Below are 24,968 nucleotides of genomic sequence, written 5' to 3' on the forward strand. Positions count from 1 at the left end.
CTCACGCTTCGCTGTCAAAGCAGACCTGATTGCGGCCGTTCTGCTTTGCCTGATAGAGACGACGATCGGCTACCGACTGCAAGGCTTCAAACTGATACTCCCCCTGCTCTTCACTGGCACTGACCCCCAGTGAGGCACTGACCCGCAGCGTCACATTGTTATGCAAAAAGACCTCCCGGCGCTGGATACGCAGGCGTAGCCGCTCTGCCACCACCGCCGCTTCCTGAAGCGTGGTATCCGGCATCACGACACAAAACTCCTCCCCACCCACGCGGCCCAGCAAATCGCCCTCACGAACGGTGCTGGCAAGGGTACTGGCCACCGTCGACAGCACTCTGTCGCCCGCCTGATGACCATAGCGATCGTTAATGCGTTTGAAGTGATCCAGATCGAGCTGGATCACCGCCAGCGGTCGTCCACTGCGCTGGCAGGCGCTGGCTACCGCCATCGCCTGTTCAAACAGCGCCCCGCGATTGAGCAGACGGGTTAAGGCATCGTGCCATGCCTGCCATTCGAGGGAGGTTTGCAGGACGCTCATATTGCGGACCATGCGGCGGATCACCAGCCAGGAGAGCAATAGCATCAAGGTGAAGAGCACCCACATCAGGGTCAGAGCGATGGTGATGGTACCAAAATTGCCCCGCACGCCTTCCCGCAGAGTGTGGATCCGCAGCAGCACGCCGTCAAAATTGCGCAGTTTGGCCCAGCTGATATAGCGCGTCAGCAAGCGCAGTCCCCCCTGGTTATCATGGACAAACGCACGGCTGAGCAGTTCTTGTTCACGGGGGGACAATAGGGTCAGAACATTCCCCGGCGCGGAAGAGGCCAGCAGGTTCAAATGGCTATCATAAAGCTGGTACTCCCCCTCCTGCCCCCCCTGCATAGCGCTGACCAAAAACGCTTTTATTTCACTGACCGAGAAGTCCATCGCCAGCACCCCGCGCCAGTAGCCGGCGAAATCCAGCGGTATCGAGGCGGTGACCACCTGCTCTTCCAGCTGTGGATCGTCGTCAGGAAAGGTTTGCCAGATAACGCCCCGCCCCGGATTATTCCGCTGGCTCTGTCGGGTAAACCAGAGGGCGCCGATGGCTTGCGAATAGTGGGTCATCACCTGTGACTCGTCCCGCAGCGGCAGGGTCGAGGTGAAAAAACCACTGCGGGAGATATACTGCATTCGCTCAGCGAAATCGCGGTTATGTTGCGTCAGATTCAACAGATACCCCAACTCCAGCGTCGCCATCAGTTCATCAGCCGCGAGCGGATCGTCTTTCAGCAGCATAGGGTTGTTGCCGACGACGCTGCCCGAGACGCCAAACACCGGCAGCGTACGACGGTTCGGCAGCGCCACACGCCAGGCCTCCTGGTGACGCTGGCTCAGATAGCGCTGGCTGGCACTACGCAATACGTCGATATCAAGCGGCTGTTCAAGCGCAGACTCCATGCCGTGGCGAAAAAACATCATCCGGTCGATGTTGAACTGCAGTAGTCCATCCATTTCATGGGCGACATTAGCCAGATTATTACGCTGATTGGCCACGTAGGCCTCTTCCAGGACGTTGATTTCACGCCAGATCAGTACCGTGGAGAAAAAAAGCACCACGATAAAACAAACGTTAACCACATGCGCCGGGCGAGTCAGGTGGCGGAGCTTTTTCATCTTCAACCGAAGTGGCTTATCCATCATTCTCTCGCAGTACGTAGCGCAAACCTGACGATGTCAGCGCCCCGGGTTCTGTCGATGCCGGGCGCGCTTTTAGCGTAGACGACGCAGCGCCGTCGCGCTGTATGCAACCACACTACTTCACCGACCGGCGCAGGCTGCTCACCACTTTCACGCCCGCCAGCACCACTGCGCCAATGACAAAACCCAGCACCAGGTTGGCAATGACCGGCAGCAGGGAAGCCAATATCCCGCCCAGCCCCGCGCTCCAGTGCTCAATGGCATGATGCAGTGGCGCAATGCCGTGAACCACAATTCCGCCGCCGACAAGGAACATCGCCAGCGTCCCAACGATGGAGAGCACTTTCATCAGCCAGGGGGCTACCACTAACAATCCTTTGCCCAGCCATTGCGCCAGCGCAGCGCGTTTCTCCGCCAGCCAGTAGCCCATGTCGTCCAGCTTAACGATCACGCCCACCAGACCATAGACCCCGATAGTGACCAGAATCGCGATCCCGGAGAGGATCAGGATCTGATTGAGCAGCGGCGCTTCCGCCACAATGCCGAGGGTGATGGCGACAATTTCCGCGGACAAAATAAAATCGGTGCGAATCGCCCCTTTCACTTTGTCACGCTCAAAGGCCAGCGGGTCACGTTCCGCCAGCGCCTGAAGACGCTGCTGCCGTTGCGCAGGATCCTCTTTGTGCTTGCGCGCCTCCAGGCTGTGAAGCACCTTCTCCACCCCTTCAAAACAGAGGAACGCGCCTCCCAGCATCAACAGCGGCGTAATCGCCCAGGGAATAAAAGCGCTGATCAATAGCGCCAGCGGCACGAGGATCACTTTATTAACGAACGAACCTTTCGCCACGCCCCAGACGACCGGCAGTTCACGATTCGCTCGCACGCCGGTCACCTGCTGAGCATTGAGCGACAGATCGTCCCCCAATACCCCGGCTGTTTTTTTTGCCGCCAGCTTGCCCATCACGGAAATATCATCCAGTAGCGTGGCGATATCATCGAGTAACGTTAAAAGACTACTTCCTGCCAAAATAATTTCCTTCTCTTTTCATCAATGTCTCCCTCGAGTATGCGTTAAAAAACGGCCGGTGCCCAAGGTACAATTAGTCAATATAAATTTAACAAACTCGCGCAAATTAAGCGCTCGCCAGCACGATAGTTTTCACGTTTACTATATGTCCCCTTTCTATCTCTGCACCGTCGTGAGGAAGTATGTCTACCCGTCAGCTGTTACCGCTTATCGGGGCGCTGTTTGCGCTGTATATCATTTGGGGCTCTACCTATTTTGCCATCGCCGTCGGCGTCGCCAGCTGGCCGCCGCTGATGATGGCCGGTATTCGCTTTCTCTCTGCCGGCGTGCTACTGCTGGGCTGGCTGCTGGCCACCGGCCATAAGCTGCCAGCGCGCCGGCCGTTGCTTAACGCCGCGCTGATCGGGGTTTTGCTGCTTGCCGTCGGCAACGGCTTCGTCACTCTCGCCGAACATCAGCACGTTCCGTCAGGGATCGCGGCGGTGATGGTCGCCACCGTGCCGCTGTTCACCCTGTGTTTCAGCCGCTTTTTCGGCATCGCCACCCGTAAACTGGAATGGCTGGGCATTGCCATTGGCCTGGCGGGTATCGTGATGCTCAATAGCGGTGGCAATTTAAACGGTAATCCGTGGGGCGCACTGCTGATCCTGGTGGGTTCGCTAAGCTGGGCGTTCGGTTCGGTTTACGGGTCGCGGATTGAGCTGCCAACCGGCATGATGGCGGGGGCTATCGAGATGCTCGCCGCCGGGATCGTCCTGCTGGTCGCGTCATGGCTGACCGGTGAGACGTTAACCCATGTCCCCTCATGGTCCGGGATCGCCGCCCTGGCCTACCTGGCTATCTTTGGCTCGCTAATCGCCATCAACGCCTATATGTTTTTGATCCGTAACGTCACCCCGGCGGTAGCCACCAGCTATGCCTACGTTAACCCGGTGGTGGCCGTCTTGCTCGGCACCGGGTTTGGCGGTGAAAGCCTGTCGCTCATTGAATGGTTGGCGCTGGCGGTGATTATTTTCGCCGTAGTGCTGGTGACGCTGGGAAAATATCTCTTCCCCGCTCGCAGCGAGGCTACTCCTTGTAAGGCGTCGAAGTAAACGCCAGCTCGCGGATCCCCTGCGTATCGATCTGCGCGTCGTGCCCGGCGCCGCAGATCCACTCTTCCAGACGCTCGGTGAGCGCTTCATCATTTAGTTTCAACCGGCCGCGCAGAGCGCATTCCCAGATGATAAGCACCCGCCAGCCCTGCTCAGCCAGCTGTTGCCGGTCGCGGGCGTCACGCGCCACGTTGCCGGCGATTTTATCCAGCCAGAACGCCGTCCGGGTGGCCGGTACCTTAAACAGATAACAGTCATGGTGATGCCAGAAACAGCCGTGAGTAAAGATAACGCAACGGTAGTCGGGCAAGGCGAAATCGGGGCGTCCCGGCAGCGCGCGATCCTGGGCGACAAAGGTGAATCCCGCCCCGGTCAGCAGCGCCGCTATCCGCTTTTCAATCGCCGTATCGCGCGTAGCGATAGCCCGCATATTTTTACTGCGCGTGGCTTTATCGTGAACATCCGCCATCGTTATCATCCGCTTCGCGACGCGCCACCGCCTGGGCGATACGCGGCGCCAGGAGCTTCGCCACCGCGGCGAAGACCGGAACCACCACCGAGTTGCCGAACTGACGATAGGCCTGGGTATCCGACACCGGAATGCGGAAACGCGAACCCTGGGGCGATTCAAAGCCCATCAGCCGGGCGCATTCGCGCGGTGTCAACCGGCGAGGCCGCCGCTGTTGGTTCTGCGGATCGTCAAAATACTGCTCGCCCAACGGCCGGTCCCAGCCGCGATCGACGAGAATTTCGGCACCGTCTTTATAGTAGCGGGCAGACAGCGTTCGAGCCACGCTGTGGGGATTACCGGGGTCTACCAGGCCATAACCAAAGCCATTACCCCGCGCCTGATGCTTGCGGGCATAACGATAGAGATATTTCCACAGCACCGGCGTAAGGATAAATTTGGCATCCACCGTCGGCTCCAGCAGCTCGCCAAACGTCGGCCGCACCGCCGGATAGAGCGCAGCGATATCGCGCAGCGTAAATCCTTGATGCAGCTGCAGGTCGCGGCGGAAACCCACCAGCACGATGCGCTCCCGGTGCTGTGGTAAGAAATGGCGCCCGTCGATGACCTTAGGGTCATCCGGCCCGGTATGCCCGGCATCGGCCACCTCATACCCCAGCTCATCCAGCGTCTGCATGATGATGCGGAAGGTGCGCCCCTGATCGTGGCTTTTGAGGTTTTTGACATTCTCCAGCACAAAAATCGCCGGCTGACGTGCGGCGATGATTCTCACCACATCAAAAAACAGTGTCCCCTGGGTTTCGCAGGCAAAGCCGTGCGCGCGGCCCATGGCATTTTTTTTGGAGACGCCGGCAAGTGAAAAAGGCTGGCAGGGAAAGCCGGCCAGCAAGACATCATGCTGAGGAATAGTCTCGCGGATATGCTGCGCCGCTTCGTCATCGCTGACGTCGGGGCGGTGGCTGAGCGTGACATCGCGGATATCTTCATTAAAACGATGCTGTTGCGGATCACAGTACCAGTTGGCCTTGTAGGTACGCACCGCGTGCTTGTTCCACTCGCTGGTAAAGACGCACTGCCCGCCGATGGCTTCAAAACCGTTGCGGATCCCGCCGATACCGGCAAACAGATCGACAAAGCGGAACGCATAATGCGGGTGATGAACTGGCGGCGCCGGCAGCAGCGTCGCCAGATGGGCGATCTCCTGCGGACGCAAACGCCCCGCCGCGCGGGGGAGCGCCGCCACGCGTTTGAGGATCGCCGCGCTCCAGTGCTGTTCGCCGACGCTTACCAGTTCGGCGACCAGCGTTTTCACATCATAGATCGTCATCAGCTGACGCAGCAGCGCCTGAGCCTCTTCCCCGGCCTGCTCTGCCAGCGGCAACGACCTGTTTTCCTTAATTAACTTTTGCGGCATATCCTCAACCAGCGCGGACGATTTTTGCAGAGAGTACCATAAATCACTGGTCGGTTGACGCCTGCGGTGCAAAGCGGCGCAAAACCGCTTCATCCAGCGCCTGCGGCTCCCCCTGCAGCTCGGCGCTGAGTTTGGCCATAAATTCGACGAGGAAACGGGCATTGTGCTGCGCCATCTCTTTTCCTCTGGCCGTCTGCATGGTCTCCGGCAGGCGCAGGAGTTTGCACTGGAAATGGTCAAGGGCATATCTGCGGTCATCCAGCGCCCGCCGGTCAGCAAAAGGATCTTCAGCATCAAACAAGATGGTATTCAGGGCGCCGGCGACGGCAAAGACGCGCGCCAGACCAATCGCCCCCAGCGACTCAAGACGGTCGGCGTCCTGGACGATTTTCGCCTCCAGCGTACGCGGGGGGATCGACGCGCTGAAGCTGTGCGCCTCGATGGCATGGCTGACCGCCGCGTAACGCTCCACGGGAAAATCGGCAAAAGAGGACTGCAGGATCGCGAGGGTTTTCTCGGCGGCCATCATCGAGGAACGGCTGCGCTCCGGATGATTCTTCGGCAAGCTGACGATGTCATGAAAATAGCAGGCCGTGAGGAGCACCAGTCGGTCGACTTCCTCCCCGGCGGCCAACTGGGTAGCCGTGGCCCAGACGCGACGAAAATGGGACAGATCGTGTGCGGCATCATCCTGCGCGTAATGCATCAGTATCCAGTGCTCAAATCGTTGCTGCCAGTCAACCAGGTCCATAGGCTTTCCTTTATGTGAAGGTCAGCCTCGAGCATAGCAACTTTACCGCTGATGATCCTGCTCGCCGCGAGACGGCCGGGTATACCAGACGACCGCCCCGAGGATCGCGCCAATGCCCGCAAGCACTAACATCCCCAACAGCGCACCAAGCCATTTACCTGCCGTGGTTCCAAAATCGCCCTCCACGCTGGCGCCGGGAACGCTCTGAATTTTTCCGACCACCCACCAGTAACGCACAATGACCCAGACACAATATCCGCAAAAAGCATACAACGCCCATAACGCGAGCTTCCCTCCGGGGCTGCGTTTTGCCTGCTCTTCCATCTCATTCCTCTCCGTGACACAACACACTACCGCCACTCAAAACGTGACAAGCGTCACATTATACCGTCAACCTGTGCAGCAGGCAGCAGTTTCATCCCCATCTTCTGCGTCAACCTGCGACTTATGCTGCCGGTGAGCGGGCGCTGAAGTGCTTTATTTATTCTTCTCCCCATGCAAAAAGTTTATTCCGTCGCGGGAGGTCGCTTATTGTATTGATAATGTATTGATTATTTTTCCCAGCCTAAAAGCAATTTTCGTGATGAATGATGCCTTGATGTTAATTCATACAACCCATTTCATTGAGTTAACAAAATCTATCAAATAACGTCATATCCTGTTGCTATATAACAAAATGATACCCCACTCAAAACCATTCATAAAAAATATAAAGAACCAAATAGAAATAAATTGAAATATTTTACATTATTTATTTACATCTTTTATTTTAAATAAAAATGAACTTAGTCGTTAGTATCTGATAGTCATTCCGGAGGGATTGTCATAATTCATAGAAATTATCATTAAAAGGGAATATATAATGAAAAGAAAAGTACTGGCACTCATGGTACCGGCATTATTAATGGCCAATGCCGTTAATGCCGCGGAAATCTATAACAACAACGGCAACAAACTGGACCTTTACGGAAAAGTTGACGGCCTGCACTACTTCTCTGACGACGCTTCAGAGGATGGCGATCAGACCTATGTTCGCTTTGGCCTGAAAGGCGAAACGCAGATTACCTCAGAATTAACCGGCTACGGTCAGTGGGAATACAATATTCAGGCAAATACCACTGAAAAAGAAGGCGCAAACTCCTGGACCCGTCTTGGCTTCGCCGGGCTGAAGTTTGCCGACTACGGCTCACTGGATTACGGTCGTAACTACGGCGTAGTGTACGACATCGAATCCTGGACCGATATGCTGCCGGAATTCGGCGGCGATACCTACACCCAGACCGACGTCTACATGACCGGCCGTACCAACGGCGTGGCAACCTACCGTAACAGCGACTTCTTCGGCCTCGTCGACGGTCTGCATTTCGCTCTGCAGTATCAGGGTAATAATGAAAACGCCGATTCTGGCGAAGGCACTAATAACGGCGGCAAACGTAAACTGGCGCGGGAAAATGGCGACGGTTTCGGTATCTCCAGCTACTATGACCTCGATATGGGGATCAGCGTAGGGGCAGCGTATTCGTCTTCTGACCGCACCCATAACCAGCTGGCAGAGGCTCGTAGCAGCCAGCGCTACGCCAATGGCGATAAAGCCGATGCCTGGACCGTCGGCGCGAAATATGACGCCAACAACATCTATCTGGCCGCCATGTATGCTGAAACCCGCAACATGACCTTCTACGGCAACGATAGTTTTGGTGGGATTGCCAACAAAACGCAGAACTTCGAAGTGGTCGCGCAGTACCAGTTCGACGACTACAATTTACCGCTGCGTCCGTCTATCGCCTATCTGCAGTCGAAGGGTAAAGATCTCTACACCTATTCTCGCTACGGCGACAAGGATCTGGTCAAGTATGTCGACGTGGGCATGACCTACTACTTCAACAAAAATATGTCCACCTATGTGGATTACAAAATCAACCTGCTGGATGAAGACGACCGCTTCTACAAAAACAGCGGTATCGCGACCGATGATATCGTCGCCCTCGGTCTGGTTTACCAGTTCTGATGCCCGTCAAAGCCCGCGTTCAGCGGGCTTTTTTATGTTCCCGCTCCGTTGAGATCACTCTTTTCGACATTGCCGCTTTCCAGGCGTACCTTCCCTCTTTATGATGCGTTTAAGCTCGTTCGGGCAAAAATCGGCGATAAGGTCCTAAAAGGATAACGCGCGCAACCGCGGCTCTACGCTGAAACCAGGACGATGATGATGGCGATACCCCAGCGCAGGCGTTATACCTGAAGCTAACGGTGTGATTGAAGGGGAATGGTCATAAAGAGAAAAGTGGCGGAGAGAGGGGGATTTGAACCCCCGGTAGAGTTGCCCCTACTCCGGTTTTCGAGACCGGTCCGTTCAGCCGCTCCGGCATCTCTCCGCTGTTGTGGTTGCTATAATGCCAGGATCTTTGGCATTTTAATAGCTCCCGTTTCGGTAATCGTGTTCAAGTGACGACTTTGCGAGCGATATGATGTTTAAATGGCCCTGGAAAGCAGATGATGAGTCCGGCAACGCAGAGATGCCCTGGGAGCAAGCGCTTGCCATTCCGGTTTTAGCCCATCTTTCACCCACTGAGCAGCGCAAGCTTACTCAGATGGCTGCCCGTTTCTTACAGCAAAAACGTCTGGTGGCCCTCCAGGGGCTGGAGCTCACCCCGCTGCATCAGGCACGCATTGCCATGCTCTTTTGTCTGCCGGTGCTTGAGCTGGGAATAGAGTGGCTGGACGGTTTCCATGAAGTGCTGATCTACCCTGCCCCGTTCGTCGTGGATGATGAATGGGAGGATGATATTGGTCTGGTCCACAACCAGCGGGTGGTGCAATCAGGACAAAGCTGGCAGCAGGGGCCTGTGGTGCTGAACTGGCTGGATATTCAGGACTCCTTTGATGCGTCAGGCTTTAACCTCGTGGTGCACGAGGTAGCGCATAAACTGGATGCGAGGAATGGCGATCGGGCCAGCGGCGTGCCGCTTATCCCGCTACGCGAGGTCGCTGGCTGGGAACACGATCTCCATGCGGCAATGAATAATATTCAGGATGAGATAGACCTGGTGGGGGAAAGCGCTGCCAGCATTGACGCCTATGCCGCCACCGATCCTGCGGAGTGCTTTGCCGTCCTCTCGGAATATTTTTTCAGCGCGCCTGAGTTGTTCGCGCCCCGCTTCCCCGCCCTGTGGCAGCGTTTTTGCCACTTTTACCAGCAAGATCCGCTGAAGCGGATACGTGAGAATGGCCTGCAGGATGAAGACGATCGGCGCATTGTTCACTAAAACAACGCCTTGAGCTAAATTTAGCCATTTGAATCAGCAGGTTAATTTTAGTGTTGACACAAAAATACGAGGCCAGTAGTATGCGCCTCGTTCACACGATTCCTCTGTAGTTCAGTCGGTAGAACGGCGGACTGTTAATCCGTATGTCACTGGTTCGAGTCCAGTCAGAGGAGCCAAATTTAAAAAAGCCTGCTTTCGAGCAGGCTTTTTGCTTTTCGGTTTTCATGCCTCTTCACGAATCTTTATACGATGTAGATTCAACAAGCTAGCGTGAAAAATTTTCCTGATGCATTTTCATTCCTTCCTCCGCATCAGGCAATATTCGGGGTCATTTCAGTTCGATTTTGCGGTGATCTATGTCTTTTGCGACACCAAACGCCGCAGTTTTAAGCCTACCGAAAAACCTTTTAAGTTTACTCAGCGGGACTGAGTTTCGCGCAGGCCGATGCAATGCGCCGTCCGGCTTCAGCTACCGTGGCGTTGTCTGTGGCAATCGATAATCGGAAATAGGGCGACAAGCCGTATGCGCTGCCGCCAACGCCGGACACGCCGCTTTCCAGCAGATAATCCAGCACGTCAGCTTCGTTTTCGATTTTCGCCCCGTCTGGCCGGTAACGTCCGATTAATCCGGCGCAGCGGCAAAAGACAAAGAAACCGCCCTGCGGCACCCGCAACTCCAGCCCGTCAATATTCGCCAGAATGTCGGTTATCACATCGCGCCGTTGCTGATAAGCCGCCACCTGTGGCGCAATAAAATCCAGCCCGCCGTTAAAGGCTGCCAGCGCAGCCGCCTGACTCACCGAACTGGCACCGGAACTGATTTGCGACTGCACCACGGTCATGGCGGCAATAAGCGCTTGTGGCCCGGCACCGAAACCAATCCGCCAGCCGGTCATCGCATAAGTTTTGGATACACCGCCCACCAGCAGACTGCGCCCCTGTAAATCAGGGGCCACGTTGAGCAGATTCTGGTGTTCACAGCCATCAAACAGAATGTGCTCATATAAGTCATCGAGCATGACCAGCACCTGCGGATGTCCGCGCAGGACGGCGGCCAGCGCCTGCAATTCCGCGGCGGAATATACCGCGCCGCTCGGATTACCTGGATGATTGAGCACCAGCCAGCGGGTGCGCGGCGTAATACTGGCGGCCAGCTGTTCCGGCGTCAGTTTGTAACCCTGTTCCAGATGACATTCGACCAAAACCGGTGTGCCACCATTAAAACGCACGCTGTCCGGAAACGTCGGCCAGTACGGAACCGGCACAATCACTTCGTCGCCATCATTGAGCGTAGCGGCAAAGGCATTGAAAATGACCTGCTTGGCACCGTTGGCAATCATAATATCGGCAACAGCGAATGGCAGCCGGTTTTCCCGCTGCAATTTCTGTCGCACCGCCTCACGCAGCGCTGGAATGCCCGGCGTCGGCGTGTATTTGGTTTCACCACCCGCAATCGCCTCGTATGCCGCCTGTTTAATGTGAGCGGGCGTATCAAAATCCGGCTCACCGGTGGTGAGATCCAAAATATCCACCCCAGCTTTTTTCAGGTCATTGGTGCGCTGTTTCGCCGCTGCATTGGCGGAAAGTGACACGCGCTGAACGCGGTCTGACAAAGAAATCGTCATCGTAATGTTCCAACGCTAAAGTTAAGACTGGCGGTTAAAGTCAGGCTCAGGCAGACCAAGGTTTTCACGCAGCGTGCTGAATTCATATTCTTCACGGAATAACCCGCGACGGCGCAATTCGGGGATCACCAGCTCAACAAACAGCGAAAGCTGTTCCGGCATCACTGCAGGCATGATGTTGAAACCGTCTGCCCCGCCTTCTTCAAGCCAGTGCTGGAAATCATCGGCGATAACGTCCGCCGTACCGACCAGTACCCGGTGCCCACGCGAACCGGCAGCAATCGCGGCCAGTTCACGCAGGGTCAGATTTTCGCGATACGCCAGATCGGTCAGCAGTTTCACTCGGCTCTGATTACCTTCACCAGCAGGCACATCCGGCACCGGTCCATCGAGCGGAAACGCACTCAGATCCATATTAAAACGGGTGGAAAGCTGGCGGATGCCGTTATCAATATCCACCAGCGAATTCAGTTCACGCCAGGTTTCATGCGCTTCTTCCAGCGTGCGCCCCACGATGGGCATTACGCCTGGCAAAATCAGCACGTGATCTGGATTACGTCCAGCCTCTATCACCTGCTGTTTCTGCGCACGGTAAAACGTTTGCGCTTCTTCCAGCGTGGCGGCCGCAGTAAACACGACTTCCGCCGTGGCCGCCGCCAGTTTCTGGCCGTCAGCAGAAGAACCGGCTTCAATAATGACCGGACGCCCCTGCGGCGAACGAGTGATATTCAGCGGACCCTGTACCTGAAAATACGTGCCCTGATGATTCACCGGCTGGATTTTCTCGTTCACGAAATACTGGCCGCTGGCCTTGTCCGGCTGCACCGCCCCCTCCTGCCAGCCTTCCCACAGTTTGAACGTCGCCTCGAGAAACTCATGCGCCACGGCATAACGTTCGGCATGCGTGGGCATATCATCGCGGCTGAAATTGCGCGCCACGTCAGTGGAAAACGACGTCACTACGTTCCACGCCGCGCGGCCGTGGCTGATGTGATCAAGAGAAGAAAAGCTGCGTGCCAGATTAAACGGATCGCTGAATGTCGTTGAAGCCGTGGCGGCCAGCCCGATATGGCGTGTTTGCACTGCCAGCGCCGACAGCAAGGTCAGCGGCTCAAGCCGCGCCATGGTGGACGGCAACCGGTAGACGCTGGTCGCCAGAGCATCGCCGACGAAGAACATATCGAACTTGCCCTCTTCGGCTTTTTTGGCGATCCCCGTCAGCCAGTCGATGTCGGTCGGCGAACCCAGGTTTTCAGTTAAGCGCCAGCCACTGACGTGATGCCCGAGCGGCTGTACAAACAGGCCAAGACGCAATTGACGGGTGTTTTTTGCAGAAGATGAATCAGAGGTCATGGCGTTATCCCTGTGAATAAGAGTGAGTTTCGGTTTTCTGCAGGGCTTTTTCGATATTTTCCGCTGCTATTGAAAACGGTAAACGGGCGGCATTTTCGGCGGAGAATTTTACTTCGCGGGCCATGGCCGCGATGATCGCCTCCCGGTCACCATTCAGTGGCGGCAATGCCAGCGGCGCGTCATATTCACGTAACAACGACAGCAACTGCACCTCCGGCTGGCCGTCATCGCTTTCCAGCAGGGACTGCACCAGCAACCCGAAACCCACTTTCTCGCCGTGCAGCCAGTCATGCAATTCCGGCTGATGGGTGAAACGGTTATGGATCGCGTGCGCCACGCCCGGCGCAGGGGTTTCATCGCGCATGCTGTTAGCCATACCTGCCACCGCGATATTGGCGTCGATAACTTTCATCAGCGCCGGTGTGACTTCATGGCGGGCGTTGTCCTGCACCGCCTGAGCGCCGTATTGTTCAAAGACGTCCACCGCCAGTTTTGCCGCCTGAACTTTCAGATTCAGCGCCAGACTGTCGTCGTTTTTCTGTTTATACGGGCGGAATTCGTACCATTTCGCCAGCGCATCCACGATGCCCGCTTTGAGATAACGCACATCGTTTTGCGCAATCACATTCGTGTCGACCAGCAGCATCAGCGGCATACGCGACAACGGCTGGCTGCGCACATGCCCGCCGTGCTCATTATAAATAATGCTGACCGGCGACCAGGCGGCACAGGTCGCGGCAACGGTCGGTATGGTCACCAGCCCGACGTGGGACAGCAGATTCGCCACCGCTTTGGTACAATCAAGCACCCGCCCGCCGCCAATGCCCAGTACCAGCGTGGCATTTTGTTCCCGCACGCTGTTCAGATGGGTTTCGATAGCCGCATCGGTACATTCCGTGGTGAGAAAATTGATCTGCCAGCGAATACCGGCTGCCTTCAGGCTGGTTTCCAGTTGCGGATTCACCGCCCGCCACGCTTTCGGGCTGGTGATGATCGCGACATCGGAGGAATGAACGGCAAGTAGCTCACCGGTGCGTGAAAGCAGGCCGGGCTGATGATGATAGGTCTGCGGTGATTTTATGGCGAACACATCGATGCCCTGTATTTGTCGTCTGGTTAAAGAGAAACGCCCCGTAATTAAACAGGAATTTGATATGGGATATATTCAAGTGTTATTAAAAGCATCCTACGAGAATTGAAAAAATTAACAAAGTGCTAAGTGGGGATCCTTATTAACTTATTCTCAATAGCATAGATTGATTTTTGCTATAGCCTATAAACCCCTTGCATGCTGTGCTGGATCAAAGAAATGATAGTGTCAGACAGGGCTAATTTAACGCAATGAAAACAGACGCATCTGGCATCTTCCCATACCTGATACGCCATTTCGATATCGTGTTTTTAATGACGACCTTAAAACAACGTTAATTATCCCTTATATAAGACGAGAGTATTATGTCCTCACATCCGATAGATTTTCTTTTACTTGGCAACAATTTTGGCACACCCGAAATGCGGGAAATCTGGTCAGAGCAAAATCGCCTGACACAGCAAATCAATGTCGAAGTTGCGCTGGCATTGGCCGAAGGTGAGCTGGGTGTGATCCCGCAACAGGCCGCGCTGAGCATTGCGGAGCTGGCCAATGCCAGCCAGCTGAATATTAAGGACATCGCCGCCTCCGGCGCGCAGATGAAACATTCTCTGATGCCGGTGCTCACTGCATTGCAACAGCAATGCGGTGACGCAGGGGAATACATTCATTACGGCGCAACCACGCAGGATATCATCGATACCGCCACCGTTTTACAGCTGGCACAAACTCTGAAAGTGATCGTCCGTGACAGCACCGCCGTGGCGAATGAGCTGAAAGCGCTGGCGCGTGAGCATCAGTACACGCTGATGACAGGCCGCACCCACGGTATGCAGGCGTTGCCCACCACGTTTGGCTTTAAAGTCGCCGTCTGGCTGGATGAGTTTATCCGTCATCTCGACCGTCTTGCCGCCATCACGCCGCGTCTGCTGACCGGTAATATCAGCGGCGCGATCAGTACCTACGCTGCGCTTGGCGAAGTGGGTCCGGAGGTAGAACGCCGCACACTGGCGCGCCTGAACCTCAGTACGCCGAATATCGGCTGGCAGGCTGCGCGTGACCGCTTTTCAGAATACGCCTCGGTGGCGGTGCTGATCAGCGGCACACTGGGCAAAATCGGCAACGAGCTTTACAACCTGATGCGCACCGAAATTAATGAAGTCGAAGAGCCGTTCAGCAGCGGGAAAATCGGCTCCACCACCATGCCGCACAAACGCAATCCCGCGGCCCTCGAAGGTCTTGCCAGCCTGACACAGCCGCTGTTGCACAGCGCATCACTGATTTATCAGTCGATGCACGTGGAGCATGAACGTGATGCGATGAGCTGGCGCGCCGAGTGGATCGCCCTGCCGGAAATCTCGATTTATCTCTCTGCACAGCTGCAAAATGCTCAGTCGATTCTCTCCGGCCTGACGGTCAATAAAGCACGCATGCTTGCGAATTTGCAAATGCAGGACGGCCTGCTGCTGTCCGAAAAAGTGATGTTTGAGGTCGGTAAAAAACTCGGTAAACAAACCGCGCATCATCTGGTTTATGAATGCGCCATGCAGGCGTTTGAAAAACGACACGCTTTTAAAACCGTTCTGCTTGCGCATCCGGTGCTGGCGGCCTGTATTACTGAACGGGATCTTGACCACTGGTTAGATCCGGCTCATTACACCGGCTGCGCCGCGCAAAAAGTCGATGACGTCATCCGCTTTGCCGAGCAGTCCGGTCATCTGACTTCTCCTGAGGGATCTGGGTTATGACACAATATTTCAGGCGGCTGACGCTGGATGATAAACACGATTATCTGACACTGATGCTGGCCGCCTACGCGCCAATCAAAGCGCTCGGGATTCAGTTTGATGCTGCCACCGCCGATCTGGTACGCGTGACACAACACCTCGACGATCATGCGGTGTTTGCGCTCTTTGATGACCAGCGGATGGCGGCTTCGGTTACCCTGCGCTTCCCGTGGGGCGCAATGCCCGGCCCTTTGGGCCTGCCGCATATTGGCTGGTTTGGCACGCATCCAGATTACGCCGGTCAGAGCCTCGGCAAAAAACTGTTGGGCTGGCTGGAAGACAACATTCTGATCCGCGAACTGAAAGCCCCGGCTTACTCACTCGGCACCGCCACCAGCCATCCGTGGCTGCGCGATATGTACCTGAAACTGGGTTTTCAGCCGGTCTTTGAAAGAGACCTCGGCAAAGGACACATCACGCTGTACCTGAAAAAAATTCTCGATGAAAAAAGCCACGCCCGCTGGCTGGAACGTCAGCCACCTACAGGAGTTTAAATGTTAGATATCACGCAGGAACATCAGCCACTGGCGGCGTTTATTCAGGATTTTCGCCACCACCTGCACCGCCATCCGGAGCTGTCCAACGACGAATTTAACACCACCGCCAGTATCCGGGCGGTACTGGAGAAGTATCAAATCCGCGTGATAGATTTGCCGCTCAAAACTGGTCTGGTGGCAGAGATTGGCGGCATCAATCCCGGCGAACTGGTGGTGCTACGTTCTGATATCGATGCCCTGCCGATTGAAGAAAAATCCGCTGTGGATTACACCTCGCAAAATCCCGGAGTGATGCACGCCTGCGGCCACGATTTCCACACCTCGGCGGCACTTGGCGCGGCGATTTTGCTGAAAGCGCAGGAAGATTCGCTTTCCGGCACGGTGCGCATTCTGTTTCAGGCGGCGGAAGAAACCGGTCACGGTGCGCCGACGCTGATTAGCACCGGCGCGCTCGATAACGCTGCCGTCATTTTCGGCATTCATAACGATCCCTCTTTGCCGGTTGGCGTTATCGGCAGCAAAGACGGCGCATTAACCGCCGGCGTGGATCGCTTTGCGATCGCCATCTCCGGTACCGGCAGCCACGCGGCGCGTCCACACGAAGGCAACGACCCGATTATTATCGCCGGACAGGTGATTTCCGCGCTGCAAACCCTGATCGCCCGCAACGTGCCGTCCGCACACAACGCGGTGGTTTCTATCACACAGGTTCACAGCGGGAGTACCTGGAACGTGATCCCGGATTCCGCCTGGCTGGAAGGCACCGTCCGCACCTTTAATCAGGACACACGGGAACTGATCGAACGCCGTTTGCGGCAGATTCTTACGGGTATCGCTGCGGCATTTGATACCGACATCAGCCTCGACTGGCAGCCCGGCCCGCCGTCAGTGGTCAATACGGCTAAATGGGTGGATTTCGCGCTGGCGCACGGTGAAGGCTCCGGCTTTGAAGCCCGTCGCGTTGAAGCCAGCCCGATAGGGGAGGACTTCGCGTTCTATCAGCAAAAATTGCCCGGCGCATTCATCATGATCGGCTCCGGCGGTCCTTACGCGCTGCACCATCCACAATTTCGCGTTGACGATCGCGCCCTGTTTCCGACTGCACATTACCTGTCGCAACTGGCGGTACAAGCGCTGCGCACTCTCAGTGCGGAAATAAACAGCAAGGATAAAAGCGCATGAATCGACAAGCAGGCACCGACTTGCCAGGCATGGATTCTCATCGTTGACCCTTGACGGGCACCCGATTTCAGACGCCCTGCTGGTGCAACTGCATGCGCTCTGCGAGCGTGAACCTTTCGTTAATTTATTATCTCCGGTCGCTCAGGCCTGAAACGGGGAATACACCGATGACATTAACGCCATCGCTGGCGAAACTTATCGTCAGCTCGTCCCCTTCCCCCGCGGCTCGTGAAGCAGCACGGGAAGGGTTGCTGGATTTTTTGGCGGTTACCCTGCCGGTTTTACGCGGCAACTTCCCCGATGCAGGACTGAACAGTTTGCATCAGGTTTACCGCGCTGACGATCCGCCGACCCGCGCGTTGCTGCTCGGGTATGTCGGGCACGCGCTGGATTTTGACGATTTCCATCCCGATTTTCGCGGTCACCCCAGCGTGGTGATTTTGCCCGCGCTTCTGGCGCTGGTCTCACAAAGACCCGATATCAATGGCGCACATTTTTTCGATGCGTACGTGACCGGAGTGGAAATGTCCGGACGCCTCGGGCTGGCCGTCGGTTCTCAGCATTACACCCTCGGTTTTCACAATACCGCTACGCTCGGCACGATTGCCGCCGCCGCTGCCTGCGCGCGGCTGGTGAATGCCACGGAAAGGCAAACGGCAGTGATTCTGGGTATCGCGGCGACGCAGTCTGCGGGTTTACGTGCGCAGTTCGGCAGTGATGTCAAACCGTTGCACGCGGGCCTGGCGGCGCAGACCGCCGTCATTGCCACACAGCTCACGCTGGCAGGCTTTCACGGCCAGCCGGACAACGTGCTGGACAGCTTTTTATCGACTTATTGCGCCGGTCAGCAGCAGCCGGAAAAACTTATCTCAGACTGGGGGGCGCCGTGGCGGATTATCTCGCCCGGTCTGGAATTCAAACCCTATCCGACCTGCGGAGGCACGCATAGCGCCGCCGATGCCGCACGAGCTCTCCGCCAGGAGTGGCTGCAAACGGGCAACGGCGCGGATGTACTGATCGCAGCCATCGAACGCATTGAAGTGTCTTTTCCGCCGGGCGGTGATATTGCGGCGTCGGTGCGAAAACCCAACACCGGCGTTGAAGCCAGGTTCAGTCTGGAATACGTGATTGCGGCATGTTTGCTGCGCGGAGAACTACGTTTAGAGGATTTCTCATCGGCGCCGGTGGCGACAGATATTGCCGCGCTGGCAGAAAGTGTGGCGCGTTGCCCGGATTTCTCCGCACCGCCGGACGAGCTGAACCCGGCCGCGCGTTTTCATCAGGTGACGGTGTTTTTGCGTGACGGCAGCGTGCTGCAACAGCGCTTCACGCGGCAGCAAAGCCTGGCGATCCCGTTTGATTTACCGGCAAAACTGCGTGCCTGTTTGCCCGACCTCACAGACGCAAAGCGGGTGGAGCTGGTGGCGCTGAGCAGGCTGGAAAACCGCGACAGTCTGCCGCGGCTGGTTGATATGTTATTTGCGAAACAAATTAACGCAGCGTCATTATAAAACCGTCGACAGGAAATTACGGACACGGACGTTCTCCGTTTCATCGAGTACACTTTTCGTTGGCCCCGACGCCACAATCTTGCCACCCTCCATAAAGATGACGTTATCTGCCACTTCTCGTGCAAAGCCGATTTCGTGGGTGACAATCACCATCGTTATCCCGGAGTGCGCCAGCTTTTTGATCACCTGCAACACTTCGCCCACCAGTTCAGGATCCAGCGCGGAAGTGGGTTCATCGAACAACATCACTTCAGGATCCATCGCCAGCGCACGGGCAATGGCTACACGCTGCTGCTGCCCGCCGGAAAGCTGCTGCGGCCAGTCATCTTCACGACTGGCTAACCCAACCTGCCGGAGCAACGCGCGGGCTTTACTGAGTACCTGCTCACGGTTTTGCTTCTTCACCCGCAAAGGCGCATCGGTAATATTTTGCAAAACGGTGCGGTGCGGAAACAAGTTAAATTGCTGAAATACCATGCCGGTACGGCTGCGCTGCGCGGCGATTCTGCGGCTGCTCAGTTCATACAATGCCTGCCCTTTCTGCTGATAACCCACCAGTTCGCCACCGATACGGATCGTGCCGCCATCCAGTTTTTCAAGATGATTAATACAACGCAGCAAGGTGGATTTCCCTGAACCGGAAGGCCCGAGGATCACCGTGACCGAACCGGCCGGAATATCGAGGCTGATTTCATCCAGAATGGTATTACCGGAGAAACGCTTAGTGACTTTGCGAAATTCAATGGCTTCACCCATGGCTGGTTTCTCCTGCGCTGATACTGGGGGTACTGACCGCGCCGGATGCCGACGCTTTCCCGGCTTTGCGTTTTACCTTGCGGTGACTACTGCGGCTGAAATGTCGTTCAACGTAATACTGAATCACTGAAAGCAATGATGTCAGCAGCAGGTACCACAACGTGGCGACCAGCAGCAGCGGGATCACTTCATAGGTGCGCTGATAAATAATCTGCGCGGAGAACAGCACATCCTGTAATGAAATCACCGAGACAACCGCTGTGGTTTTCAACTGACCGATCACTTCATTCCCGGCCGGAGGCAGAATGGCGCGCATCGCCTGCGGCAAAATGGTGTGGAGGAATATTTGTGCCGGGCGATAACCCAGAGCACGTGCAGCCTCGACTTGCCCGGTACCGACGCTCTGGATCCCGGCGCGGATAATCTCTGCGGCATAGGCAGACTGATGCATGACTAATGCAATCACGGCAGCACTGAACGGGCTAATCAGTGAGTTCGCAGAAGCGCTCCAGATCTCACCAACCCACGGCAGCGAAATCGAAATAGTCGGGTAAAGCGCGGCAATGTTGTACCAGAGAAATAACTGAACCAGCATCGGCACCCCGCGGAAAAACCAGGTATACCCCCAGCTGACAGCGACCAGCACCGGATTGGATGACAGGCGCATCAGCGCCAGGATCGTGCCGCCTGCAAAGCCAAAAATCACGGAAATAGCGGTCAGTTGCAATGTCATCAGTACGCCCTGAATGATCGACGGGCCGGTAAAGTTTTCGGCAATCACCGACCATTCAAAACGCGGATTGCTGAGCATGGAGTTCCCCATAGCCAGCAATATCAGCAATACGATCAGGGCGCTTATCCAGCGCCCGATATATTTTTTACCGATGATCCGCAGTTCTTCCGGCTGCTGATCGTGTGTTTCACTGCTCATCCGAAAATCTCTTCATTACGTTTTGACTCTTTGACTGCGCCAAAACCGATGGACCATTTATCGAGGATTTTCTGGTAAGTCCCGTCCTTGATCAGCGAGTTCAGGGATGCCTGCACCGCCTCTTCCAGCCCCGACTGTTTAGGGAACGCCACGGAGACAGGCGCATCATCAACATGAATAGTGCCGGTCAGCGTCAGCGGTTTGACCTGGCTAACCTGATAGGTCAGACCTTCATACGGGCCGAAGAACATCGGTACGCGACCGCTGACCACGGCCTGTACGCCTGAAGGGCGATCCGGGAATACGGCAATCTTGATCGGCGGCTTACCCGCATCAGTACAAATTTTGCTCGCAGCTTCAAGACGCCCAATCTGCGTAGTGCCCGCGCCGGCGCCCACTTCCTGCCCGCACACAGCCTCAAAAGAGGTAAATGGCGCAATATTGGCGTCTTTACGCGAGATGACCCCCAGGCGCGACGCATCGTAGTAACTGACGAAATCGACCTGCTCGAGACGTTTTTTGGTGGCGTTGATATTGGATAGTGCGACGTCATAGCGACCCGATTTCAACCCCGGAATAATATTGTCGAAACCGCCGGTATCCTGCCAGCGCACTTCCACACCGAGCCTTGCCGCCACGGCATTCATCACATCAATCTCACGCCCGGCAAGCGTTTTATTGTCTTCCTGGAAAAAAGTGGTTGGGGGCGTATTCGGATTGGTGCCTGCAACAATATATCCGCGTTTGGCGATATCCGGCGGAAGCTTACTTTTCAGCGCCTCATCAGCGGTGACATGAAAGGTGGTAGAAGACGGAACAACCTGCCCGGCAGCCCACGCAGAAGAGAGATTCCCGGCAATCAGCAAAGGAAGCAGTAATTTAGATAACGTCATAAAGAAGCCTTTTCCTGGTTAAAACCTGTAAAAACCACAAAAGAGGTGTGGTAAAAGAGGCAAGGCCATCAGAGGGGTTTTATCATTGATAGTGCAACACCCGCCCTGCCTTAGACATGATTCTGCGGGCATATGCCTTTTACTGACAAATGAGAAAAAGAGATAAAGATTTCGAAAAAATGGGAAAGTCAGGGGCGGGCTAAAGAACGCTTTTCATTCAAACTCAAGGTCAGCGCCGTGGGCTCGCAGCACTCGCTGGCTCAAAAGAATGTTAAACCACTCCCTTTGATATTCTGCGATTTTTAACCGTGCGCTCACGCCTGCTATGCGTCAGGTAAATCGCCTTGATACCAGAGGCAAGTCATTAGCCTGGCGCACGCGTACTGGTCAAACGCGCCTCATGGCTTCATCACGACGCGGCCAAGCGGTTTCGCTGTCTCAGCGAATTCGTGGGCCGCGGCAGCGTTAGCCAGGGGGAAGATACGGTCAATGACCACCTTGATACGCCCTGCTGCTACAGCCTGCAACAGGTCGTCCACACTGGCCCGCACGCCAGGCCTTGCAAAAAGGGGGCCCATGAAGACTCCCATGAGTGTCTGGTTAGACTGCATTGGCGACCACAAGTCGACAGTCAGACTCCCCCCGCCCGCATTACCGACGAAGACGAGACGTCCTTCCGGGGCAAGTGCAGAAAGCGAAGCAGGCAGCGTCGTCCCCACCGGATCGATGACGAGGTCAACACCGGTACCCTGGGTGTACTGTCGGACACGGTCTACGATGTTGTGCTCGGCACGATCCACGACATGATCGGCACCCAGTTCAAGCAACCGACTCCTGCGCTGCGTTCCGCTTGCCACGGCGATGACCGTTGCACCTGCTTGTGAGGCAAGCTGAACGGCCGCGAGCCCCACGCCACCCGCCGCGGCCTGAATAAGGACGGTTTCTCCGTGTCGGAGCATGCCTCGGGTGAAAAGACAATGATGCGCGGTTGCAAAAGAAATCGGTACCACCGCCGCTTCAGGCATCTCCACGCCATCGGGGATAAGCCAGGTGTGTTCCGCGGGTACCGCCCAACGTTCCGCATGTGATCCCTGCAGGTGAAAAGCAGCGACTCTGTCCCCAACCTTACGGCTACGGACATTCGATCCGACGGCAACCACTGTGCCCGCGGCCGCGTAGCCCACGACCCATGAAGGAAGCGGCGGCGGAGTTGAACGGCGGTTGATCAGATCGCCTCCTTCAATGGAGATTGCCTCGACAGCAATCAGGATATCGTCAGGCCCGGTGATCGGATCGGGGATATCGACATATTTCAGGACGCCGGGAGCGCCTGCCACGTCATAAACCGCTGCTTTCATAAATTGTCCTCTGTCCCCTCCGTTAATCCGCACCCGTCTGGCTAACTCTCCCGATCCAGCATAGACCTCCACAGGCAGCGCAGGCTGCCCTATTGAATTTTCGACTGGCGGAAAGACTCATAACGCTTAGGGCAGTCTGGCAATGACCTTTATCTCAAACGTGAATCCGTAAAGCCAGGTCACGCCGATCCCGGTCAACGTAGGGTAAGGCGCCTCCCCCCAATATTCTGGCAGAATACTCCAGATAGCGTCGAGATTTGACTCGGGATCGACGACAAAGAGGGTAACGTCTACCACGTCACCAAACGTGCAGCCCGCCGCCGCGAGCACAGCATTAAGATTATTGAACGCCAGCCTGACCTGCGCTTGCAGATCGTGCTCAGGCGAGCCGTCCTCGCGGCTACCAACCTGCCCCGAAACGAACAAAAAACCATTGGATTTGATGGCCGGTGAATAGCGATTGCGCTCATAGAGCGTCTGTCGACCGAAGGGAAAAACGGCTTCGCGTGCAGTCATGTTTGTACCTTTATCGTGGGGCGAAATCAGCCCGGTGAATATAAAGACACTTTACAGCGGCGAGATCGGGCGGATAAACAAGCGACTTTGTCCATCATTGTTTGTAATATCCAAACAATCGGTGAAAAGAGAGGATAAGGAATGGATCGTTTCGATGCGATGCGCGCCTTTGCTCGCGTGGTGGAGGCAGGTAGCTTCACGAAGGCTGCCCAAACGCTTCATATGAGCAAAACCACGGTGACGCAACTCATTCAGCAGCTGGAAGCGCGCCTGCGCGTCAAATTGCTCCATCGCACCACCCGCAAACTCGGTGTGACTCCTGATGGCGCGGTCTACTACGAACGCATCATCCGTCTCCTGGCGGACATGGAGGATGCTGAAAACAGCCTGTCCAGTGCGGCGATGACGCCCAGGGGACGGCTACGGGTGGATGTACCCAGCCCGCTGGCCCGCCTTATTCTGGTGCCGGCGCTACCGGCTTTCCACGCCCGCTACCCAGATATCCAGTTCGACATGGGTGTGAGCGACCGGGTGGTGGATCTGATCGGCGACAACGTGGATTGCGTTCTGCGCGGTGGTGAAATCACCGACCAGTCCCTAATCGCACGCCATGTCGGCGATTTGCAAATCGGCGTCTACGTCGCCCCCCGTTATGTTGAACGCCTTGGCGCCCCTGCGCACCCGCGAGAACTGCAAAGCACCGACCATCGCATAGTAGGATTCGTCTCCTCACGCACCCGTAAGATTGATCCTCTGGTTCTGCGCAGTGAGAGTGAACAGATTGAAATTACGGGCAATTATGTGCTTGCCGTAGATGACGGCAATGCTTACCTCGAAGCTGGATTAGCCGGGTTAGGCGTGATTGCGCTGCCAATCTATATGGCGGCAGCACATCAGGCTGTTGGCGCTTTGATTCCGTTATTTACACAATGGCGTATCAGCCCAATGCCCCTGCACCTGGCGTTTCCGCCGAACCGCCATGTCAACGGCAAACTGCGCGTTTTTATTGACTGGATCGTTGAATTGATGCAGCAGCATGTCCCCATTACCAACAATAAGTAACGACATCCCAACTCCCTGATTCGCTTATCAACGACGATGGGTGATCATTCCCGTTGTTTTGAACGAAAGTGAATAATAGAAATCGTTTTCCCAATTTAAATATTTATAACGAATCCGAGAACTATAATGCGGGATTGCCGTCCTATTCGGGACTCGCTGGAAATATTTCCCCTAACACTAGTCTGTTTGCCTAACTACAGTATTCATGGGATTACCGATGAGGTACACTTTATCTTTAATATCGTCATTCCCGCACCATTCATTATAATTATAGAAAATTGCATTTAATAAAATAAGGATATTAATTTATGATAAAAGGTATAAAAATTATCGTCACTGTAATTTTCGTGATTCTGGCATTGCTGAGCGGCATGATGAGCTTCATGATCGTCGGGATGGGGGTCAGCGGTAGTGGCTGTGGTCAGGAGTGTTTTGATAATATGGATTCTGCAAAACTCATTAGTATTATATTCTGGATATTGGCTATCATAAGCGGTATCTTCGCTTTCATGGACAATGGCAGCCAAAAAAAAGATCCTCAGTAACAATATTAAGTCCATAGATATATTTGCAGATTTTATCATCTCCTCCTGAGCATCTCCTGGCACCCTCATTAAAACGCCATCACCGCCACTGCTCATAAGTTAAGGATCGGTTTCCCGATCCTTATCCCCAACAACGTTGAATGCATCGACAGCAAAAGAGCCT

The 24,968-nt window shown here is 55.4% G+C and carries 23 protein-coding genes and 2 tRNA genes; 10 read left to right on the forward strand and 15 right to left on the reverse strand.

What is annotated here, in order from left to right:
- Position 1: 1 nt before the first annotated feature.
- Both dgcQ and CWM53_RS27095 read right to left on the reverse strand, forming a co-directional pair.
- Entirely contained in the window at positions 2–1,681 is a 1,680-nt protein-coding gene (gene dgcQ / locus CWM53_RS27090) for a cellulose biosynthesis regulator diguanylate cyclase DgcQ (RefSeq protein ID WP_074386162.1), read from the reverse strand.
- 115 nt (positions 1,682–1,796) lie between these two features.
- On the reverse strand, positions 1,797–2,708 hold the full coding sequence (locus tag CWM53_RS27095; RefSeq protein WP_074385427.1) for a DUF808 domain-containing protein: 912 nt from the start codon (positions 2,706–2,708) through the stop codon (positions 1,797–1,799).
- A 182-nt stretch (positions 2,709–2,890) separates the two neighbouring features.
- Between CWM53_RS27095 and yedA the strand changes: the two genes are divergently transcribed.
- Positions 2,891–3,802: a drug/metabolite exporter YedA gene (yedA, locus tag CWM53_RS27100; RefSeq protein WP_061154034.1), complete on the forward strand. Its 912-nt coding sequence runs from the start codon at positions 2,891–2,893 to the stop codon at positions 3,800–3,802.
- Here yedA and CWM53_RS27105 read toward each other — a convergent pair.
- From CWM53_RS27105 to drpB, 4 genes are all read right to left on the reverse strand, one after another.
- Positions 3,777–4,271 (reverse strand): very short patch repair endonuclease, encoded by a 495-nt coding sequence (locus CWM53_RS27105; protein WP_044649871.1) that lies wholly within the window; start codon positions 4,269–4,271, stop codon positions 3,777–3,779. The two genes, yedA and CWM53_RS27105, sit on opposite strands and share 26 nt — an antisense overlap.
- Positions 4,252–5,652 (reverse strand): DNA cytosine methyltransferase, encoded by a 1,401-nt coding sequence (locus CWM53_RS27110; RefSeq protein ID WP_165784175.1) that lies wholly within the window; start codon positions 5,650–5,652, stop codon positions 4,252–4,254. Before CWM53_RS27110 ends, CWM53_RS27105 begins: the two co-directional genes overlap by 20 nt.
- Before the next feature lie 76 nt (positions 5,653–5,728).
- Positions 5,729–6,436 carry a phosphohydrolase gene (locus CWM53_RS27115; protein WP_074385425.1) on the reverse strand — a complete coding sequence of 236 codons (708 nt, stop codon included), beginning with the start codon at positions 6,434–6,436 and terminating at the stop codon, positions 5,729–5,731.
- Between the two features lie 42 nt (positions 6,437–6,478).
- Positions 6,479–6,760, reverse strand: a complete 282-nt coding sequence (drpB, locus tag CWM53_RS27120; RefSeq protein ID WP_061154030.1) for a cell division protein DrpB — start codon at positions 6,758–6,760, stop codon at positions 6,479–6,481.
- Positions 6,761–7,298: 538 nt separating this feature from the next.
- Between drpB and ompC the strand changes: the two genes are divergently transcribed.
- Positions 7,299–8,444 carry a porin OmpC gene (gene ompC / locus CWM53_RS27125; protein ID WP_074385424.1) on the forward strand — a complete coding sequence of 382 codons (1,146 nt, stop codon included), beginning with the start codon at positions 7,299–7,301 and terminating at the stop codon, positions 8,442–8,444.
- Positions 8,445–8,718: 274 nt separating this feature from the next.
- Here ompC and CWM53_RS27130 read toward each other — a convergent pair.
- A tRNA-Ser gene (locus CWM53_RS27130) sits at positions 8,719–8,808 on the reverse strand.
- A gap of 90 nt (positions 8,809–8,898) precedes the next feature.
- Here CWM53_RS27130 and mtfA point away from each other — a divergent pair.
- Both mtfA and CWM53_RS27140 read left to right on the forward strand, forming a co-directional pair.
- Entirely contained in the window at positions 8,899–9,699 is an 801-nt protein-coding gene (gene mtfA, locus CWM53_RS27135) for a DgsA anti-repressor MtfA (RefSeq protein WP_162677286.1), read from the forward strand.
- A 100-nt stretch (positions 9,700–9,799) separates the two neighbouring features.
- Positions 9,800–9,875 (forward strand) — tRNA-Asn (locus tag CWM53_RS27140).
- Positions 9,876–10,112: 237 nt separating this feature from the next.
- Here CWM53_RS27140 and CWM53_RS27145 read toward each other — a convergent pair.
- Genes CWM53_RS27145 through CWM53_RS27155 form a run of 3 tightly spaced genes read right to left on the reverse strand, consistent with a single transcriptional unit; the run spans position 10,113 to position 13,767 of the window.
- Positions 10,113–11,324, reverse strand: coding sequence for an aminotransferase class I/II-fold pyridoxal phosphate-dependent enzyme (locus CWM53_RS27145; RefSeq protein WP_100730314.1), 1,212 nt, complete (start codon positions 11,322–11,324; stop codon positions 10,113–10,115).
- A gap of 21 nt (positions 11,325–11,345) precedes the next feature.
- On the reverse strand, positions 11,346–12,677 hold the full coding sequence (locus CWM53_RS27150; RefSeq protein ID WP_061154000.1) for an LLM class flavin-dependent oxidoreductase: 1,332 nt from the start codon (positions 12,675–12,677) through the stop codon (positions 11,346–11,348).
- Positions 12,678–12,681: 4 nt separating this feature from the next.
- Positions 12,682–13,767: an iron-containing alcohol dehydrogenase family protein gene (locus CWM53_RS27155; RefSeq protein ID WP_100730315.1), complete on the reverse strand. Its 1,086-nt coding sequence runs from the start codon at positions 13,765–13,767 to the stop codon at positions 12,682–12,684.
- A gap of 365 nt (positions 13,768–14,132) precedes the next feature.
- On the opposite strand from CWM53_RS27155, the gene purB reads away from it, so the two are divergent.
- From purB to CWM53_RS27175, 4 genes are all read left to right on the forward strand, one after another.
- Complete coding sequence (gene purB / locus CWM53_RS27160; protein ID WP_049156838.1) at positions 14,133–15,515, forward strand: adenylosuccinate lyase; 1,383 nt, start codon at positions 14,133–14,135, stop codon at positions 15,513–15,515.
- A complete protein-coding gene (locus CWM53_RS27165) occupies positions 15,512–16,048 on the forward strand; it encodes a GNAT family N-acetyltransferase (RefSeq protein WP_100730316.1) in 537 nt (178 codons plus the stop codon). The genes purB and CWM53_RS27165 overlap by 4 nt, the downstream gene beginning before the upstream one ends.
- Positions 16,049–17,233 (forward strand): amidohydrolase, encoded by a 1,185-nt coding sequence (locus CWM53_RS27170; protein WP_100630761.1) that lies wholly within the window; start codon positions 16,049–16,051, stop codon positions 17,231–17,233. It begins immediately after the preceding gene.
- A gap of 167 nt (positions 17,234–17,400) precedes the next feature.
- Positions 17,401–18,744 carry an MmgE/PrpD family protein gene (locus CWM53_RS27175; protein ID WP_100730317.1) on the forward strand — a complete coding sequence of 448 codons (1,344 nt, stop codon included), beginning with the start codon at positions 17,401–17,403 and terminating at the stop codon, positions 18,742–18,744.
- On the opposite strand, the gene CWM53_RS27180 is transcribed toward CWM53_RS27175, so the two are convergent.
- The 5 genes from CWM53_RS27180 to CWM53_RS27200 all read right to left on the reverse strand — a co-directional run bounded on the left by CWM53_RS27180 (position 18,739) and on the right by CWM53_RS27200 (position 23,198).
- Positions 18,739–19,500 (reverse strand): amino acid ABC transporter ATP-binding protein, encoded by a 762-nt coding sequence (locus CWM53_RS27180; protein WP_008804191.1) that lies wholly within the window; start codon positions 19,498–19,500, stop codon positions 18,739–18,741. The genes CWM53_RS27175 and CWM53_RS27180 overlap by 6 nt on opposite strands.
- Positions 19,493–20,431, reverse strand: coding sequence for an amino acid ABC transporter permease (locus tag CWM53_RS27185; RefSeq protein WP_008804190.1), 939 nt, complete (start codon positions 20,429–20,431; stop codon positions 19,493–19,495). The genes CWM53_RS27180 and CWM53_RS27185 overlap by 8 nt, the downstream gene beginning before the upstream one ends.
- Entirely contained in the window at positions 20,428–21,324 is an 897-nt protein-coding gene (locus tag CWM53_RS27190) for an ABC transporter substrate-binding protein (protein WP_008804189.1), read from the reverse strand. Before CWM53_RS27190 ends, CWM53_RS27185 begins: the two co-directional genes overlap by 4 nt.
- Before the next feature lie 398 nt (positions 21,325–21,722).
- Complete coding sequence (locus tag CWM53_RS27195; protein WP_008804188.1) at positions 21,723–22,682, reverse strand: quinone oxidoreductase family protein; 960 nt, start codon at positions 22,680–22,682, stop codon at positions 21,723–21,725.
- 126 nt (positions 22,683–22,808) lie between these two features.
- On the reverse strand, positions 22,809–23,198 hold the full coding sequence (locus CWM53_RS27200) for a RidA family protein (protein WP_100730318.1): 390 nt from the start codon (positions 23,196–23,198) through the stop codon (positions 22,809–22,811).
- 141 nt (positions 23,199–23,339) lie between these two features.
- On the opposite strand from CWM53_RS27200, the gene CWM53_RS27205 reads away from it, so the two are divergent.
- Positions 23,340–24,260 (forward strand): LysR family transcriptional regulator, encoded by a 921-nt coding sequence (locus tag CWM53_RS27205; RefSeq protein ID WP_100730319.1) that lies wholly within the window; start codon positions 23,340–23,342, stop codon positions 24,258–24,260.
- 308 nt (positions 24,261–24,568) lie between these two features.
- The gene (locus CWM53_RS27210) at positions 24,569–24,805 is read left to right on the forward strand and encodes a hypothetical protein (protein WP_074385370.1); all 237 of its coding nucleotides are present in this window, start codon (positions 24,569–24,571) and stop codon (positions 24,803–24,805) included.
- Positions 24,806–24,968: the final 163 nt, after the last annotated feature.

The organism is Klebsiella sp. A-Nf5 (genome assembly GCF_002810545.1).
GTDB classification, from domain to species: domain Bacteria; phylum Pseudomonadota; class Gammaproteobacteria; order Enterobacterales; family Enterobacteriaceae; genus Klebsiella; species Klebsiella variicola.

Excerpts from the sequence above, each read along its gene's own strand:
- purB (WP_049156838.1), top strand. The coding sequence starts at position 14,133 with ATGTCCTCACATCCGATAGATTTTCTTTTACTTGGCAACAATTTTGGC.
- CWM53_RS27145 (WP_100730314.1), bottom strand. The coding sequence starts at position 11,324 with ATGACGATTTCTTTGTCAGACCGCGTTCAGCGCGTGTCACTTTCCGCC.
- CWM53_RS27105 (WP_044649871.1), bottom strand. The coding sequence starts at position 4,271 with ATGGCGGATGTTCACGATAAAGCCACGCGCAGTAAAAATATGCGGGCT.
- CWM53_RS27115 (WP_074385425.1), bottom strand. The coding sequence starts at position 6,436 with ATGGACCTGGTTGACTGGCAGCAACGATTTGAGCACTGGATACTGATG.
- CWM53_RS27210 (WP_074385370.1), top strand. The coding sequence starts at position 24,569 with ATGATAAAAGGTATAAAAATTATCGTCACTGTAATTTTCGTGATTCTG.
- CWM53_RS27180 (WP_008804191.1), bottom strand. The coding sequence starts at position 19,500 with ATGGGTGAAGCCATTGAATTTCGCAAAGTCACTAAGCGTTTCTCCGGT.
- ompC (WP_074385424.1), top strand. The coding sequence starts at position 7,299 with ATGAAAAGAAAAGTACTGGCACTCATGGTACCGGCATTATTAATGGCC.
- CWM53_RS27200 (WP_100730318.1), bottom strand. The coding sequence starts at position 23,198 with ATGACTGCACGCGAAGCCGTTTTTCCCTTCGGTCGACAGACGCTCTAT.
- CWM53_RS27185 (WP_008804190.1), bottom strand. The coding sequence starts at position 20,431 with ATGAGCAGTGAAACACACGATCAGCAGCCGGAAGAACTGCGGATCATC.
- mtfA (WP_162677286.1), top strand. The coding sequence starts at position 8,899 with ATGATGTTTAAATGGCCCTGGAAAGCAGATGATGAGTCCGGCAACGCA.
- drpB (WP_061154030.1), bottom strand. The coding sequence starts at position 6,760 with ATGGAAGAGCAGGCAAAACGCAGCCCCGGAGGGAAGCTCGCGTTATGG.
- CWM53_RS27150 (WP_061154000.1), bottom strand. The coding sequence starts at position 12,677 with ATGACCTCTGATTCATCTTCTGCAAAAAACACCCGTCAATTGCGTCTT.
- CWM53_RS27170 (WP_100630761.1), top strand. The coding sequence starts at position 16,049 with ATGTTAGATATCACGCAGGAACATCAGCCACTGGCGGCGTTTATTCAG.
- CWM53_RS27190 (WP_008804189.1), bottom strand. The coding sequence starts at position 21,324 with ATGACGTTATCTAAATTACTGCTTCCTTTGCTGATTGCCGGGAATCTC.
- dgcQ (WP_074386162.1), bottom strand. The coding sequence starts at position 1,681 with ATGGATAAGCCACTTCGGTTGAAGATGAAAAAGCTCCGCCACCTGACT.
- CWM53_RS27205 (WP_100730319.1), top strand. The coding sequence starts at position 23,340 with ATGGATCGTTTCGATGCGATGCGCGCCTTTGCTCGCGTGGTGGAGGCA.
- CWM53_RS27195 (WP_008804188.1), bottom strand. The coding sequence starts at position 22,682 with ATGAAAGCAGCGGTTTATGACGTGGCAGGCGCTCCCGGCGTCCTGAAA.
- CWM53_RS27165 (WP_100730316.1), top strand. The coding sequence starts at position 15,512 with ATGACACAATATTTCAGGCGGCTGACGCTGGATGATAAACACGATTAT.
- yedA (WP_061154034.1), top strand. The coding sequence starts at position 2,891 with ATGTCTACCCGTCAGCTGTTACCGCTTATCGGGGCGCTGTTTGCGCTG.
- CWM53_RS27175 (WP_100730317.1), top strand. The coding sequence starts at position 17,401 with ATGACATTAACGCCATCGCTGGCGAAACTTATCGTCAGCTCGTCCCCT.